Below are 14,091 nucleotides of genomic sequence, written 5' to 3' on the forward strand. Positions count from 1 at the left end.
CGGGCAGATCTACGCGTACCCGTTCGTCACGCCGCGTACCCGGTCACTGCTGGCCGCGGCACGACGGCACGCCGAACGCACCGGCGGCCGCAACCTCTACGCCGACGTGCTCGCCGCCGAACGCGCGGCCGGCGAGCGGGTGGTGGCGACCAACGACCATTGGACGGCGTACGTCCCGGCGGCCGCCCGGTGGCCGTTCGAGGTGCACCTCGCGCCGCACCGGCCGGTGCCCGACATCCCGGCGTTGACCGACGCCGAGCGGGACGCCTTCGGCCCGCTCTACCTGGATCTGCTGCGCCGCTTCGACGGGCTGTTCGACGCGCCCATGCCCTACATCGCCGCCTGGCACCAGGCCCCGGTACGCCTCGACCGCGAGTTGGGGCATCTGCACCTGCAACTGTTCAGCGTCCGGCGGGCGGCCGACAAGCTGAAGTACCTGGCCGGCTCGGAGTCGGCGATGGGCGTGTTCATCAACGACATCGCCCCGGAGCAGGCTGCCACCCTCCTCCGCGCCGCCTGACCCGGCCCGCTGACTCGGCCCCTGGCCCCGCCGCCGGACATCGCCGGGTAGGCGACCGACGCACTCGCTCCACCTGCCGTAGCCCCGGTCCGCACGCTTTGCTCTGCTTCAACGGACGCAACGGTTTCAGTCGGCGTTTATTGCGTGGGTTGAAGCAGAGCAAAGGGGTCGATGCGAGGTGCTGCCCGCCGGACGGACGTCGGGGGTTCCCAGTTGGCGGGGGGCACCGGGATCCAGTGACGGACGCACGGGAGTCCAGTTGGGCGGAACGGCCCGGGAAGCAGGGCGCGGGGGGCCCGGGACAGGGCCCCCCGCAGGGAAGGGACGGCTGGCTGTGCGCGACAGCCGGGAAGGCTGGCTGCTGGGCACTCGTGCCGCGTGGCGGCGACGGTCAACCTTCCTGGACGGGACTGGCATCTCGTCCACCCAGGTCAACGAGGCGCGCCGGGTCGGGTGACGCGGCCTGGCGTGTCGTGCCGGAAACGCCGAGCCCGCCGGGCCTGGAGGCCGGCGGGCTCGGTGGGTGCTGACGGGCTCAGGCGGCCAGGCGGCGCGCCAGGTTCTCGTCGAGCGCGTTCATGAACTCGTCGGTGGTCAGCCACGGGGCGTCCCGCGAGATGAGCAGCGAGAGGTCCTTGGTCATCTGGCCACCCTCGACGGTGTCGACGATGACCTGCTCCAGCGTGTTGGCGAACTCGGTGACCGCCGGGGTGCCGTCCAGCTTGCCCCGGTGGGCCAGGCCCCGGGTCCAGGCGTAGATCGAGGCGATCGGGTTGGTCGAGGTCTTCTCGCCCTTCTGCCACTGCCGGTAGTGCCGGGTGACGGTGCCGTGCGCGGCCTCGGCCTCGACGGTACGGCCGTCGGGAGAGAGCAGCACGGAGGTCATCAGGCCGAGCGACCCGAAGCCCTGCGCAACGGTGTCGGACTGCACGTCACCGTCGTAGTTCTTGCAGGCCCAGACGTAGCCGCCCTCCCACTTGAGCGCGGCGGCGACCATGTCGTCGATGAGCCGGTGCTCGTAGGTGAGGCCGGCGGCGTCGAACTCCGCCTTGAACTCGTTCTCGAACACCTCGGCGAAGATGTCCTTGAACCGGCCGTCGTACGCCTTGAGGATGGTGTTCTTGGTCGACATGTAGACCGGGTAGTTGCGGTCCAGGCCGTACCGGAACGAGGCCCGGGCGAAGTCCCGGATCGACTCGTCGAAGTTGTACATGCCCATGGCGATGCCGCCGCCGGGGAAGTTGGCGACCTCCATCTCGACCGGCTGCGAGCCGTCGGCCGGGGTGTAGGTGATGGTCACCGTGCCCGGGCCGGGGACGACGAAGTCGGTGGCCTTGTACTGGTCGCCGTGGGCGTGCCGGCCGATGATGATCGGCTTGGTCCAGCCGGGGACGAGCCGCGGCACGTTGGACATGATGATCGGCTCACGGAAGACGACGCCGCCGAGGATGTTGCGGATGGTGCCGTTCGGCGACCGCCACATCTTCTTCAGCCCGAACTCCTCCACCCGGGCCTCGTCCGGGGTGATGGTCGCACACTTGACGCCGACGCCGTGCTCCTTGATGGCGTTGGCGGCGTCGATGGTGACCTGGTCGTCAGTGGCGTCGCGGTGCTGGATCGACAGGTCGTAGTAGTGCAGGTCGACGTCGAGGTAGGGCAGGATCAGCTGCTCCCGGATCTGCTTCCAGATGATCCGGGTCATCTCGTCGCCGTCGAGCTCCACGACCGGGTTGTTTACCTTGATCTTCGCCATCGGCCGGCGCTCCTCTCGGGGGACACATGCTCAAGCAGTACGAGCGTACTGGAAACCACCCGGCCCCCTCACGACCGGGCCCACCCCCACACCACCCCACTCACCCCGGCTTGCCGTCGATCATGAAGTTGGCGGGCGTTTCGATCTCCAGAAAGCCCGCTAACTTCATGATCGACTAGGCGGGTGGTGGGGACGGGGCGGGCCCTGCGAGGGATGTCACATGTTGGCGATGTCGGCCTGCTTGGCGCGGACGGCCTCGGCGGCTTCCTTGAGGCTGGCCAGCTCGTCGGCGTCCAGGTCGGTCTCGACGACCCGCTTGACGCCCTCGGCGCCGATCGCGGCCTCCACACCCAGGTAGACACCGGAGATTCCGTACTCGCCGTCGACCCAGGCGCAGACCGGCATGACCTCGCCGGAGTCCTCCGCGACGGCCTTGGCCATCCGCGCGGCGGCGGCCGACGGGGCGTAGTACGCCGAGCCGGTCTTGAGCAGCGCCACCACCTCGGCGCCGCCGTTACGGGTGCGGACGACCAGGTCCTCGATCTGCTCGGCCGGCATGACCTCGCGCAGCGGCTTGCCGTCGACGGTGCTCTTCGACGGCACCGGGACCATGGTGTCGCCGTGCGAACCGAGGGTGAGGGTGCGTACCGACTTCACCGGCACCTCCAGCGCCTCGGCCACGAAGTTGGTGAACCGGGCGGTGTCCAGCATGCCGGCCTGCCCGAGCACCCGGTTGCGCGGGAACTGGGTGGCGATCTGGGCCAGCGCGGTCATCTCGTCGAGCGGGTTGGAGACCACGATGACCACGGCGTTCGGGGCGTACTTGGCCACGTTCTCGGCGACCTGGCGGACGATCTTGGCGTTGGTCTCCAGCAGGTCCATCCGGCTCATGCCCGGCTTGCGGGGCAGGCCGGCGGTGATCACGACGACGTCCGAACCCTCGATGCCCTCGTAGCCCTCGCCGTTCGGGCCGGTGGTGACGCCGACAACCTTGGTCTCGAATCCCTCGACCGGGCGCGACTGGTTGAGGTCGAGGGCGATGCCCGCGGGCTTACCCTCGATGATGTCGGTGATCACGACGGTGTCGAAGACGTCGTACTCGGCCAGGCGCTGCGCGGTGGTGGAGCCGTAGAATCCGGCGCCGACGACAGTGACCTTCTTACCCATGGTCGTCCCACTCCCTGATACCAGTCGGTTTTCCGGACCGTATCAGCCATCCTGGCACCGATCAGGCCAGGGGCGGACGGTTATGACCGCCTCAGCCGCGTTCGGCGCGTTCGACGACGTTGGTCAGCAGCATGGCGCGGGTCATCGGGCCGACGCCGCCGGGCATCGGCACCAGCTTGCCGGCCACCTCGGCGACCTCCGGATCCACGTCACCGGTGTAGCGGCCCTTGCCGTCCGGACCGATCACGCGGGTGATGCCCACGTCGACCACGACCGCACCCGGGGTGACCATGTCCGAGGTGAGCAGGCCGGGCACGCCGGCCGCGACGATGACGATGTCGGCGGCGCGGGTGTGGGCGGCGAGATCGAGAGTGCCGGTGTGGCACAGGGTCACGGTAGCGTTCTCGCTGCGCCGGGTGAGCAGCAACCCGAGCGGGCGGCCGACGGTGTTGCCCCGGCCCACCACCGCGACGTTGGCGCCGCGCAGCGCCACGTCGTGCCGGCGGAGCAGCTCCACGATGCCCCGCGGGGTGCAGGGCAGCGGCGCGTCGTAGCCGAGCACCAGCCGACCCAGGTTCACCGGGTGCAGGCCGTCGGCGTCCTTGTCCGGGTCGATCAGCTCCAGCACCCGCTGCGTGTCCAGGTGCGCCGGCAGGGGCAGCTGGACGATGTAGCCGTGGCACGCCGGGTCGGCGTTGAGCTCGGCGAGGGTCTCGTCGACCTGCTCCTGGGTGGCGTCGGCCGGCAGCTCCCGGCGGATCGAGGCGATGCCGACCTCGGCGCAGTCGCGGTGCTTGCCGTTGACGTACGCCTGGGAACCGGGGTCGGCGCCGACCAGCACCGTACCCAGCCCCGGCACGGTGCCCCGTTCCGCCAGCGCCTTGACCCGCGTCCGCAGCTCGTCCTTGATCTCGGCCGCGGTCGCCTTGCCGTCCAGAAGCGTCGCCGTCACGACCAGATCGTCTCACGGCCGGAACCGTCGCTTACCCCGACCTGGCGGGGCGGGCAACCACGATCGTCAAATCACTTTGTGTGACGTGTCGTTCGTCACCTTGAGTAACGACTTGTGGAGCTCGCCACAGCCACTCCGGACGACCGGGCACGAAGGCCGACAATCCGGCGATCTTGGCATCCCACCCCAGGACGGCGCAGTACGCGCCGTAGCGGGCCCAATCGCACCAGATTTCCCCACGTCAACCCCCGCATTTCAGCGTTCGCATAGCACGGCCCGGCATGTCCGACAAGGGAGGGGGGCCCGTTCTGTTACACCTTCGCAACCGCTACGTTGCCGAGTCGCGGCACACGACCTACCGTTGCCGATCGTTGCGCAGCGTTACCCCAGCGCCGGGCCCGATTGCGCAGAGTAATGAGATGAGGAGGTTCAATGCGTGTTCGTAGGCTCGCTGCCTGGACCGCCCTCCCGCTCGCGGTGACCCTGGGCCTGGTGGCCTGCGGCTCGGGCGGCGACGGCGGATCCGGTGAGAGCGACCCCAACGCGGCGGTGCGGATCGAAATCGCCGAGCCGCAGCACCTGGTGCCGACCAACACCAACGAGACGAGTGGCTCCCAGGTGCTCTCCGCCCTGTTCAGCCCGCTCGTCGACTACGACGAGGCGAACAAGCCGTACGAGGTCGCGGCCGAGTCGGTCACGTCCGAGGACAACACCACCTGGACGGTCAAGCTCAAGGACGGCTACACCTTCCACAACGGCGAGCAGGTCACCGCCGAGAACTACATCGACTCCTGGAACTACGGCGCGTACGCCCCCAACGGCCAGAACTCCAGCTACTTCTTCGAAAAGATCGCCGGGTACGACGACCTGCAGGGCGAGAGCCCGTCGGCCAAGACCCTCAGCGGCCTGAAGAAGGTCGACGACCTGACCTTCACGGTGACGCTCTCCGAGCCGTACAGCGAGTTCAAGTCGATGCTCGGCTACACCGCCTTCTACCCGCTGCCGAAGGCCGCGTTCTCCGCGCCCGGCGTGCTGGCCGAGGGGTACGAGCAGGCGCCGATCGGTCAGGGCCCGTTCAAGATGAAGGGCACCTGGCAGCACGACGCCAAGGTCGAGGTCGAGAAGTACGACGCCTTCCCCGGCGAGCAGCCGAAGGTGGCCGGCGTCGAGTTCCGCATCTACCAGCAGCTGACCGCCGCGTACGCGGACGTGCTGTCGGACAACCTCGACGTGATCAAGACCATCCCGACCGAGAACCTCTCGACGGCCGCCACCGACCTGGGTGACCGGTTCCAGCAGAGCCCCGCGTCGACGCTTCAGGTGCTGGCCTTCCCGACGTTCCAGCAGGAGTTCAGCAACGCGGACGTGCGCAAGGCCATCTCGATGGCGATCGACCGGGACGAGATCACCCGTTCGATCTTCAAGGACTCGCAGCAGCCGGCCCGCTCGTTCGTCTCGCCGGTGGTCGCCGGCTACCGGGAGAACACCATCGGCGCCGCGGGCGAGTTCGACCCGGCCAAGGCCAAGGCGCTGTACCAGGCCGCGGGTGGCCCGTCGAAGATCACCCTGTCCTACAACGGCGACGGTGGCCACAAGGACTGGATCGACGCCACCTGCAACCAGCTCAAGGCCAACCTGGGCGTGGACTGCGTCGGCAACGCCGAGCCGAAGTTCGCCGACCTGCTGACCAAGGTCAAGGCCAAGCAGCCGGTGGGCCTGTTCCGGATGGGCTGGGTCATGGACTACCCGTCCATGGAGAACTACCTGGGCCCGCTGTACAGCACCAACGGCTCGTCGAACTACTACGGCTACAGCAACCCGGAGTTCGACCGGCTGCTCGCCGAGGGCGCCAGCGCCCCCAGCGAGGACGAGGCGATCAAGAAGTACCAGGCGGCCGAGGACCTGCTGGCGGAGGACCTGCCGGTGATCCCGCTGCGGTACGGCCAGAACAACTTCGGGCACTCGACCAAGGTCAAGAACGTTGAGGTGGACCTCTTCGACCGGGTCAACCTGCTCAAGATCGAGGCCGTCAAGTAACACCCACGCGCGCGGGTCGGGTCATCGCCAGGTGACCCGACCCGCCCCGCGATTCGCCCCTTTTCGGAGAGACTGCCAAGTATGTTCCGCTTTATCGTGCGGCGCCTGCTCCAGATGGTCGTGGCCTTCTTCGGGACCACACTGATCGTCTACGCGTTGATGTTCGCCGGCCAGGGTGACCCGATCCAGGCCCTCGCCGGAGAGCGCCCGGTCACCGCCGCGCAGCGGGCCTACCTGACCGAGAAGTACCACCTCGACGCGACCGGGGTCGGCGGCTTCTTCTACCGGTACTTCGACTACATCTCCAACCTGCTCCGGGGCAACCTGGGCGAGTCGCTCACCGGGCGGTCGATCGGCGACATCCTCGCCGGCGCCTGGCCGGTCACCATCAAGCTGGCGCTGATCGCCATCGCGGTCGCCGTCATCTTCGGCGTCACCGCGGGCGTGCTCGCCGGCATCCGGCGGGCCAGCATCTTCGACAACGCCACCCTGCTGCTGACCCTGCTGGTGCTCGGCATCCCGACCATCGTGCTCGCCCCGCTCGCGCAGTACTTCCTGGGCGTCAAGTGGCAGCTGTTCCCGCCCACCTCCGGCGCCAACCCCGACTTCTACGCGCTGCTGCTGCCCGGCATCGTGCTCGGCTCACTCTCCCTGGCCACCGCGCTGCGGCTGACCCGTACCTCGGTCGCCGAGAACCTGCGCGCCGACTACGTGCGTACCGCCCGGTCCAAGGGCCTGCCGCGCCGCCGGGTGGTCAGCGTGCACGTGCTGCGCAACTCGCTCATCCCGGTGATCACCTTCCTCGGCGTCGAGGTGGGCAACCTGATGAGCGGCGCGATCATCACCGAGGGCGTGTTCAACATCCCCGGCGTCGGCTTCAACCTCTTCCGCGGCATCCGCACCGAGGACGGCCCGCTGGTGGTGGGCATCGTCAGCGTGCTCGTCGTGGTCTACCTCATCTCCAACCTGGTGGTGGACATCCTGTACGCCGTACTCGACCCGAGGATCCGCTATGAGTGATTTCGAGACCGTGGCGGCCTCGGAGAACCAGGCCGCGCGGCGCGGGCCGTCGGGTGAGCCGGGCACGCCGGGCCAGGTGGGCCAGCCCCGCAAGCCACGCAGCCTGGCCGGGGACGCCTGGCGGGACCTGCGCCGCAAGCCGATCTTCTGGATCAGCCTGACGCTGGTGCTGCTGGTGACCGCGATGGCCGCCGTGCCGGGCCTGTTCACCAGCAACAACCCGACCGACTGCGTACTCTCCCGGCAGCACGCCGCGCCGTCCGGCGGGGCCCTCTTCGGGTACGACTTCCAGGGCTGCGACACGTACGCCCGCGCGGTCTACGGGGCTCGCGCGTCGCTGCTGGTCGGCGCCCTCTCCGCGCTGTTCACCGGCGTGATCGCGCTGGTCGTGGGGATGCTCGCCGGGTACTTCAGCGGTTGGGTCGACGCGGTGCTGTCCCGGGTGATCGACGTCGTGCTCGGCATCCCGCTGCTGCTGGCCGCGATCGTCCTGCTCAAGCGGGTCAGCGCGGACAGCGCCACGGTACGCATCGGCGCGGTCATCTTCGTGCTGGCGGTGCTCGGCTGGACCACCGCCGCCCGGGTGGTCCGCTCCTCGGTGATCACCGCACGGGAACAGGACTACGTGGCCGCGGCGCGGATGCTGGGCGCCGGCAACGGCCGGATCATGTGGCGGCACATCCTGCCGAACGCGCTCGCCCCGGCGATCGTGGTGCTGACCATCGCGCTGGGCTCGTTCATCGCCGCCGAGGCGACCCTGTCCTTCCTCGGCATCGGCCTGAAGGAGCCGACCATCTCCTGGGGCATCGAGATCAACAACGGGCGGGTGCACATGCGGGAGTCGGCAACCCCGCTGGTGGTCCCGTCGACCTTCCTCGCGTTGACCGTGCTGGCGTTCATCATGCTCGGCGACGCGATCCGTGACGCCTTCGACCCGAAGCTCCGGTGATCCATATGAGCCAACACTCCGTCCGGCCGACCCCGGCCTCCCCCACCCCGCCCGGCGGTCACCTGCTCGAGGTGCGCGATCTGCACGTCGAGTTCCGCACCGGCGAGGGGGTGGCCAAGGTGATCAACGGGGTCAGCTACCACCTGGATCCGGGCGAGACGCTCGCCGTGCTGGGCGAATCCGGTTCCGGCAAGTCCGTCACCGCCCAGGCCATCATGGGCATCCTGGACACCCCACCGGCGCACATCAGCTCCGGCCAGATCCGCTACCAGGGTCGGGACCTGCTGGGCCTGTCGGAGGAGCAGCGCCGGCAGGTGCGGGGCAAGGAGATCGCGATGATCTTCCAGGACGCCCTCTCCGCGCTCAACCCGGTCTTCCCGGTCGGTTGGCAGATCGGCGAGACGCTGCGTCAACGGCTCGGGATGTCCCGCGCCGACGCCCGGCGCCGGGCCGTGGAGCTGATGGACCTGGTGCAGATCCCCGGCGCGGCCAAGCGCCTCGGCGACTACCCGCACCAGTTCTCCGGCGGCATGCGCCAGCGGGTGATGATCGCGATGGCGCTGGCCATGGAGCCGAAGGTGCTCATCGCCGACGAGCCGACCACCGCGCTCGACGTCACGGTGCAGGCCCAGATCATGGACCTCCTCGCCGACCTGCGGCGCGACCTGGACATGGCGATGATCCTGATCACCCACGACCTCGGCGTGGTCGCCGACGTGGCGGACCGGATCGCCGTCATGTACGCGGGCCGGATCGTCGAGCACGCCGACGTCCGCTCGCTGTACCGGGCGCCTGCCCACCCGTACACCAAGGGGCTGCTGGAGTCGATCCCGCGCCTGGACCAGCGCGGCGGCAAGCTCTCCACGATCCGTGGCCTGCCGCCCAACCTGATGCGCATCCCCAGCGGCTGCCCCTTCCACCCCCGGTGCCCGTACGCGCAGCAGGTCTGCGTGGACGTGGTGCCGCACGACCTGGTCCTCGGCGACGGCCGGACCAGCGCGTGCCACTTCGCGCAGGAGGTACGTGATGACCGCGCCCGCTAGCCCCACCAAGGTCCGGGGCGAGACGATCCTCTCGGTCAACCACCTGGTCAAGCACTTCCCGATCACGCAGGGCGTGCTGTTCAAGAAGCACGTCGGCGCGGTGAAGGCAGTCGACGGGGTGAGTTTCGAGCTGCGCCGGGGCGAGACGCTGGGCATCGTCGGCGAGTCGGGCTGCGGCAAGTCCACCCTGGCCCGGCTGCTGATGCGGCTGGAGAAGCCGACGTCCGGCCGGGCCACCCTCGGCGCGCAGGACCTCTTCGCCGCCTCCGGCTCACAGCTGCGCCGGATCCGGCGCAACATGCAGATGGTCATGCAGGACCCGTACACCTCGCTGAACCCGCGGATGACGGTGGGCGACATCATCGGCGAGCCGTTCGAGATCCACCCGGAGGCGGCCCCGAAGGGCAGCCGCCACCGCCGGGTCCAGGAACTGCTCGACGTCGTCGGGCTGAACCCGGAGCACATCAACCGCTACCCGCACCAGTTCTCGGGCGGCCAGCGGCAGCGCATCGGCATCGCCCGGGCACTGGCGCTGCGGCCCGAGGTGATCGTCTGCGACGAGCCGGTCTCCGCGCTGGACGTCTCCATCCAGGCCCAGGTGATCAACCTGCTGGAGGAGCTTCAGGACGAGTTCGGCCTGTCGTACATCTTCATCGCCCACGACCTGTCGGTGGTCCGGCACATCTCGGACCGGATCGCGGTCATGTACCTCGGCCGGATCGTGGAGATCGGCACCGAGGACGAGATCTACGAACGAGCCACCCACCCGTACACCCAGGCGCTGCTCTCCGCGGCACCGGTGCCGGACCCGGACGCTCGCGAGCACCGCAGCGTCATCCGGCTGAGCGGGGACGTGCCGAGCCCGGCGGACCCGCCGAGCGGCTGCCACTTCCGGACCAGGTGCTGGAAGGCCCAGGAGATCTGCGCCACCCAGGATCCGCAGACCGTGCTGCGGGCCGCCGACCCGCACCCCTCCGCCTGCCACTTCGCCGAGCTGCGCCCAGGAGTGTAAGGAAGGGCCCCTTCTTAACGCCTGGCGTATTGAAGGGGCCCCCTTTTAACACCTAGTGGAAGAAGTGGCGGGTGCCGGTGAGGTACATGGTGACGCCGGCCTGCTTGCAGGCGGCGATCACCTCCTCGTCCCGGATCGAGCCGCCGGGCTGCACGATCGCCCGGATGCCGGCGTCGATGAGGATCTGCGGGCCGTCGGCGAACGGGAAGAACGCGTCTGAGGCCGCGACCGCGCCACGCGCCCGGTCGGCACCGGCCCGACTGACCGCCAGCCGGGCCGAATCCACCCGGTTGACCTGGCCCATCCCGACGCCGACGGTCGCACCGTCGTGGGCCAGCAGGATCGCGTTGCTCTTCACCGCGCGCACCGCCCGCCAGGCGAAGGCCAGGTCGGCGAGGGTCGCCTCGTCGGCCGCCTGGCCGGTGGCCAGCCGCCAGCTGGCCGGGTCGTCGCCTTCGGCGTCGATCGCGTCGCGCAGCTGCACCAGCACGCCACCGGTGACCTGCCGCCACTCGGCTGGCAGGGGCCGGAACTCCGGTGCCCGCAGCAGCCGGATGTTCTTCTTCGCCTGGAGCACCTCGGCCGCACCGGGCTCGTAGCCGGGCGCCACCACGACCTCGGTGAAGATCTCGGCGATCTGCCCGGCCAGCTCGGCCGAGACCGGTCGGTTCACCGCGATGACACCGCCGAAGGCGGACACCGGGTCGCAGGCGTGCGCCTTGCGGTGCGCCTCCGCCACGTCCGCGCCGACCGCGATGCCGCACGGGTTGGCGTGCTTGATGATGGCCACCGCGGGCTGGTCGGCGAAGTCGTTGGCGGCCCGCCAGGCGGCGTCCGCGTCGACGTAGTTGTTGTAGGACATCTCCTTGCCGTGCAGCTGCTCGGCCTGCGCCAGCCCGGCCGGGCTGGCCGGGTCGGCGTAGAGGGCGGCGGCCTGGTGCGGGTTCTCGCCGTAGCGCAGCACCGCCTGCCGGCGCAGCGCCAGCCCGGCGAACTCCGGCCAGCCGTCGGCGGCCGGGGCGAGGGTCGCCGCGAACCAGTCGGCGACGGCCACGTCGTACTCGGCGATGTCGGCGAACGCGCGGGCGGCGAGCGCCTGGCGTTGGGCCAGCGTGAAGCCGCCGCCGTCGAGCGCGGCCAGCAGCATCGGGTACGCGGCCGGGTCGGTCACCACCGCCACCGAGGCGTGGTTCTTGGCGGCGGCCCGCACCATCGCCGGCCCACCGATGTCGATCTGCTCGACGCACTCGTCCTGGCTCGCCCCGGAGGCGACGGTGGCCTGGAAGGGGTACAGATTGGACACCAGCAGGTCGATCCCGGCGATGCCGTGCTCATCGAGCTGGGCGGCGTGGGCATCCTTGCGCAGGTCGGCGAGGAGCCCACCGTGGATCTTCGGGTGCAGGGTCTTCACCCGGCCGTCGAGGATCTCCGGGAAGCCGGTCACCTGCTCCACTGCGGTCACCGGCACCCCGGCACCGGCGATCGTCGACGCGGTGCTGCCGGTGGAGACGATCTCCACCCCGGCGGCGTGCAGCGCCCGGGCCAGCTCGACCAGACCGGTCTTGTCGTAGACGCTGACCAGGGCCCGCCGGATCGGGCGGCGCCCGTCCTGGATGGAACTCACGGAAATGTGACCTTTCTTCCGGTGATCGTCCAGCCTTCGCGGACCAGCCGGCCCACCTGCTCGACGAGTTGCTGCCGCTCGGCTTCCTTGATGCGCTCGGTGAGCGCGTCGACATCGTCGTCGTCGCGTACCGGCACGGCCACCTGCGCGACGATCGGACCGGTGTCCATCCCGGCGTCGACGAAGAAGAGGGTCGCGCCGGTGACCTTCACCCCGTAGGCGAGGGCGTCGCGCGGGCCGTGGATGCCGGGGAACGCCGGCAGCAGGGTGTTGTGCGTGTTGAGGTAGCGGTCGCCGAAGGCGGCGAGAAAGCGCGGGCCGACCAGCTTCAGGAAGCCGGCGGAGATGACCAGGTCGGGCCGGTGTTCGGCGACCCGCGCGGTGAGCGCGGCGTCCCACTGCTCGCGGTCCGGATGGTCCTTCACCCGCTCCAGGAAGGTCGGCACGCCCGCGGCAGCGGCCCGGTCCAGGCCGGCGATCGCGTCCCGGTCCGCGCCCACCGCGACCACCCGTGCGCCGTACGCCGGGTCGGCGGTCGCGTCCAGCAGGGCCTGCAGGTTGCTCCCGGAGCCGGAGACGAGGACGACGATGCGGGCAGGCTCGGTCACCGGCACACCCTATCCGGCGGCCGGCCAGCGGCTGGTCGGTGCCCACCCGCTGGGCAGCGCGCCGATCAACGACTGCCGGAATCGCCCGGACCGGGTACGCTGCCGGTCGCTTGGGACCGGCGCGTGTCCGGCCCGCACCCGTCAGCGAACGCACGTGAGGAGCACGTCACCATGCAGCCCGGATACCCGCCCCAGCCGCCGCAGCAGATCGACAACAACATGACAATGTCGATCGTCGCGATCTTCCTGTTCTGGCCGCTGGCCATCCCCGCGATCATCAACGCCTCGAAGGTCAACCCGCTGCTCCAGCAGGGCGACTACGCCGGTGCCCAGGCCGCGGCGGCCGAGTCGAAGAAGTGGTCCAAGTGGGCCCTGATCGCCGGCATCGCCGTGTGGGCGATCGTCCTGTTGTGCTGCGTGGGCACCACGCTGCTCGGCGCGCTCAGCAGCAACAGTTCCATGAGCTACTGAGCCGGATGCAGCCCGACAACTCTGGTCAGGACCCGTACGGCCAGCAGCAGCCGTACGGGGACCCGACCACGCCACCTCCGGCCAATCCGTACGCGCCACCTGCGGCGAATCCGTACGCCCCGCCACCGGCCAATCCATACGCCCCACCGGCGGACCCGTACTCACCCCCGGCCGACCCGTACGGCCAGCAGCCGCCTGCCGCGGGCCAGCCGTACGACCCGTACGCGCCGCCGGCCGCCGGCCAGCCCCCGGCCTACGGACAGCCCCCGGCCTACGGACAGCCGCCGACGTCGGGCCAGCCGTACGGCCAGCCCTACCCCGACCCGTACGCCGCGCAACTGCCGTACGGCGGCACGCCGATGTACCCGAACGCGGGCTTCGCCGGCCCGGGCGCACCGCAGAACACCCTCGGCCTGGTGGCGTTGATCCTCGGCATCGCTTCGATCCCGCTTTGCTGCTGCTACCTCGGCATCCCGCTCGGCGTGGCCGCGCTCGTCACCGGCTGGCTGGGCAAGCAGAAGGCCGACCAGGGCCTGGCCAACAACTCCGGTCAGGCCCTCGCCGGCCTGATCTGCGGTGGGGTCGGCGCGCTGCTGGGCCTGATCCAGATCGTGCTGCTGGTGTTGAACTTCAACCTGCCGATGCAGTACTGAGCGAGGCAGATCGAGGGGCGTCCCCGGAACACCGGGACGCCCCTCGGCCGTCTCCGCCAACGCCGTCGACAGACCAGCCGTCGAAAGACCAGCCGTCGCAGGGCAGCCGTCGGCAGGGCAGCCGTCAACCGCCTGCGGCCGTCAGCTTGCGAGACGGGTGAGCCAGCGGGTGGCGGCGGCGCCGATCAGCGCGCCACCGCCGGTGACCGCGGTCGCGGCGAGCGCCACCTGCCAGCCGACCGGGCCGACCTCCGCCAGCCGACCGGCGCCCAGCGGCCCGCC

12 protein-coding genes and 1 pseudogene are annotated in these 14,091 nt (G+C 70.1%); 8 read left to right on the forward strand and 5 right to left on the reverse strand.

What is annotated here, in order from left to right:
* Nucleotides 1-520, forward strand: a pseudogene (locus tag AB0M52_RS18630) (galactose-1-phosphate uridylyltransferase); the annotation flags it as partial.
* A gap of 535 nt (nt 521-1,055) precedes the next feature.
* Here AB0M52_RS18630 and AB0M52_RS18635 read toward each other — a convergent pair.
* From AB0M52_RS18635 to AB0M52_RS18645, 3 genes are all read right to left on the reverse strand, one after another.
* Entirely contained in the window at nt 1,056-2,273 is a 1,218-nt protein-coding gene (locus tag AB0M52_RS18635; protein ID WP_363954909.1) for an NADP-dependent isocitrate dehydrogenase, read from the reverse strand.
* 216 nt (nt 2,274-2,489) lie between these two features.
* Nucleotides 2,490-3,440 carry a malate dehydrogenase gene (mdh, locus tag AB0M52_RS18640; protein WP_363954912.1) on the reverse strand — a complete coding sequence of 317 codons (951 nt, stop codon included), beginning with the start codon at nt 3,438-3,440 and terminating at the stop codon, nt 2,490-2,492.
* Between the two features lie 91 nt (nt 3,441-3,531).
* Entirely contained in the window at nt 3,532-4,392 is an 861-nt protein-coding gene (locus tag AB0M52_RS18645) for a bifunctional methylenetetrahydrofolate dehydrogenase/methenyltetrahydrofolate cyclohydrolase (RefSeq protein ID WP_363954915.1), read from the reverse strand.
* A 432-nt stretch (nt 4,393-4,824) separates the two neighbouring features.
* On the opposite strand from AB0M52_RS18645, the gene AB0M52_RS18650 reads away from it, so the two are divergent.
* From AB0M52_RS18650 to AB0M52_RS18670, 5 genes are all read left to right on the forward strand, one after another.
* Nucleotides 4,825-6,429 carry an ABC transporter substrate-binding protein gene (locus AB0M52_RS18650; protein ID WP_363954918.1) on the forward strand — a complete coding sequence of 535 codons (1,605 nt, stop codon included), beginning with the start codon at nt 4,825-4,827 and terminating at the stop codon, nt 6,427-6,429.
* A gap of 81 nt (nt 6,430-6,510) precedes the next feature.
* Nucleotides 6,511-7,449: an ABC transporter permease gene (locus AB0M52_RS18655; protein WP_111214760.1), complete on the forward strand. Its 939-nt coding sequence runs from the start codon at nt 6,511-6,513 to the stop codon at nt 7,447-7,449.
* Entirely contained in the window at nt 7,442-8,398 is a 957-nt protein-coding gene (locus tag AB0M52_RS18660; RefSeq protein WP_363954921.1) for an ABC transporter permease, read from the forward strand. Before AB0M52_RS18655 ends, AB0M52_RS18660 begins: the two co-directional genes overlap by 8 nt.
* 5 nt (nt 8,399-8,403) lie before the next feature.
* Nucleotides 8,404-9,441 (forward strand): ABC transporter ATP-binding protein, encoded by a 1,038-nt coding sequence (locus AB0M52_RS18665; RefSeq protein WP_363954924.1) that lies wholly within the window; start codon nt 8,404-8,406, stop codon nt 9,439-9,441.
* Complete coding sequence (locus AB0M52_RS18670; RefSeq protein ID WP_363954927.1) at nt 9,425-10,453, forward strand: dipeptide ABC transporter ATP-binding protein; 1,029 nt, start codon at nt 9,425-9,427, stop codon at nt 10,451-10,453. Before AB0M52_RS18665 ends, AB0M52_RS18670 begins: the two co-directional genes overlap by 17 nt.
* Nucleotides 10,454-10,505: 52 nt before the next feature.
* On the opposite strand, the gene purH is transcribed toward AB0M52_RS18670, so the two are convergent.
* Nucleotides 10,506-12,077, reverse strand: a complete 1,572-nt coding sequence (purH, locus tag AB0M52_RS18675) for a bifunctional phosphoribosylaminoimidazolecarboxamide formyltransferase/IMP cyclohydrolase (protein WP_363954930.1) — start codon at nt 12,075-12,077, stop codon at nt 10,506-10,508.
* A complete protein-coding gene (purN, locus tag AB0M52_RS18680) occupies nt 12,074-12,685 on the reverse strand; it encodes a phosphoribosylglycinamide formyltransferase (RefSeq protein ID WP_363954933.1) in 612 nt (203 codons plus the stop codon). Before purN ends, purH begins: the two co-directional genes overlap by 4 nt.
* 171 nt (nt 12,686-12,856) lie before the next feature.
* Here purN and AB0M52_RS18685 point away from each other — a divergent pair, with 171 nt between their 5' ends.
* Entirely contained in the window at nt 12,857-13,156 is a 300-nt protein-coding gene (locus tag AB0M52_RS18685; protein WP_363954936.1) for a CD225/dispanin family protein, read from the forward strand.
* A gap of 5 nt (nt 13,157-13,161) precedes the next feature.
* Nucleotides 13,162-13,809: a DUF4190 domain-containing protein gene (locus AB0M52_RS18690; protein WP_363954939.1), complete on the forward strand. Its 648-nt coding sequence runs from the start codon at nt 13,162-13,164 to the stop codon at nt 13,807-13,809.
* Nucleotides 13,810-14,091 lie beyond the last annotated feature (282 nt).

The sequence above is a fragment of the Micromonospora sp. NPDC051296 genome, from assembly GCF_040682255.1.
GTDB lineage: Bacteria > Actinomycetota > Actinomycetes > Mycobacteriales > Micromonosporaceae > Micromonospora > Micromonospora craterilacus.

Excerpts from the sequence above, each read along its gene's own strand:
- AB0M52_RS18635 (WP_363954909.1), bottom strand. The coding sequence starts at position 2,273 with ATGGCGAAGATCAAGGTAAACAACCCGGTCGTGGAGCTCGACGGCGAC.
- mdh (WP_363954912.1), bottom strand. The coding sequence starts at position 3,440 with ATGGGTAAGAAGGTCACTGTCGTCGGCGCCGGATTCTACGGCTCCACC.
- AB0M52_RS18650 (WP_363954918.1), top strand. The coding sequence starts at position 4,825 with ATGCGTGTTCGTAGGCTCGCTGCCTGGACCGCCCTCCCGCTCGCGGTG.
- AB0M52_RS18655 (WP_111214760.1), top strand. The coding sequence starts at position 6,511 with ATGTTCCGCTTTATCGTGCGGCGCCTGCTCCAGATGGTCGTGGCCTTC.
- AB0M52_RS18660 (WP_363954921.1), top strand. The coding sequence starts at position 7,442 with ATGAGTGATTTCGAGACCGTGGCGGCCTCGGAGAACCAGGCCGCGCGG.
- AB0M52_RS18665 (WP_363954924.1), top strand. The coding sequence starts at position 8,404 with ATGAGCCAACACTCCGTCCGGCCGACCCCGGCCTCCCCCACCCCGCCC.
- AB0M52_RS18670 (WP_363954927.1), top strand. The coding sequence starts at position 9,425 with ATGACCGCGCCCGCTAGCCCCACCAAGGTCCGGGGCGAGACGATCCTC.
- AB0M52_RS18685 (WP_363954936.1), top strand. The coding sequence starts at position 12,857 with ATGCAGCCCGGATACCCGCCCCAGCCGCCGCAGCAGATCGACAACAAC.
- AB0M52_RS18690 (WP_363954939.1), top strand. The coding sequence starts at position 13,162 with ATGCAGCCCGACAACTCTGGTCAGGACCCGTACGGCCAGCAGCAGCCG.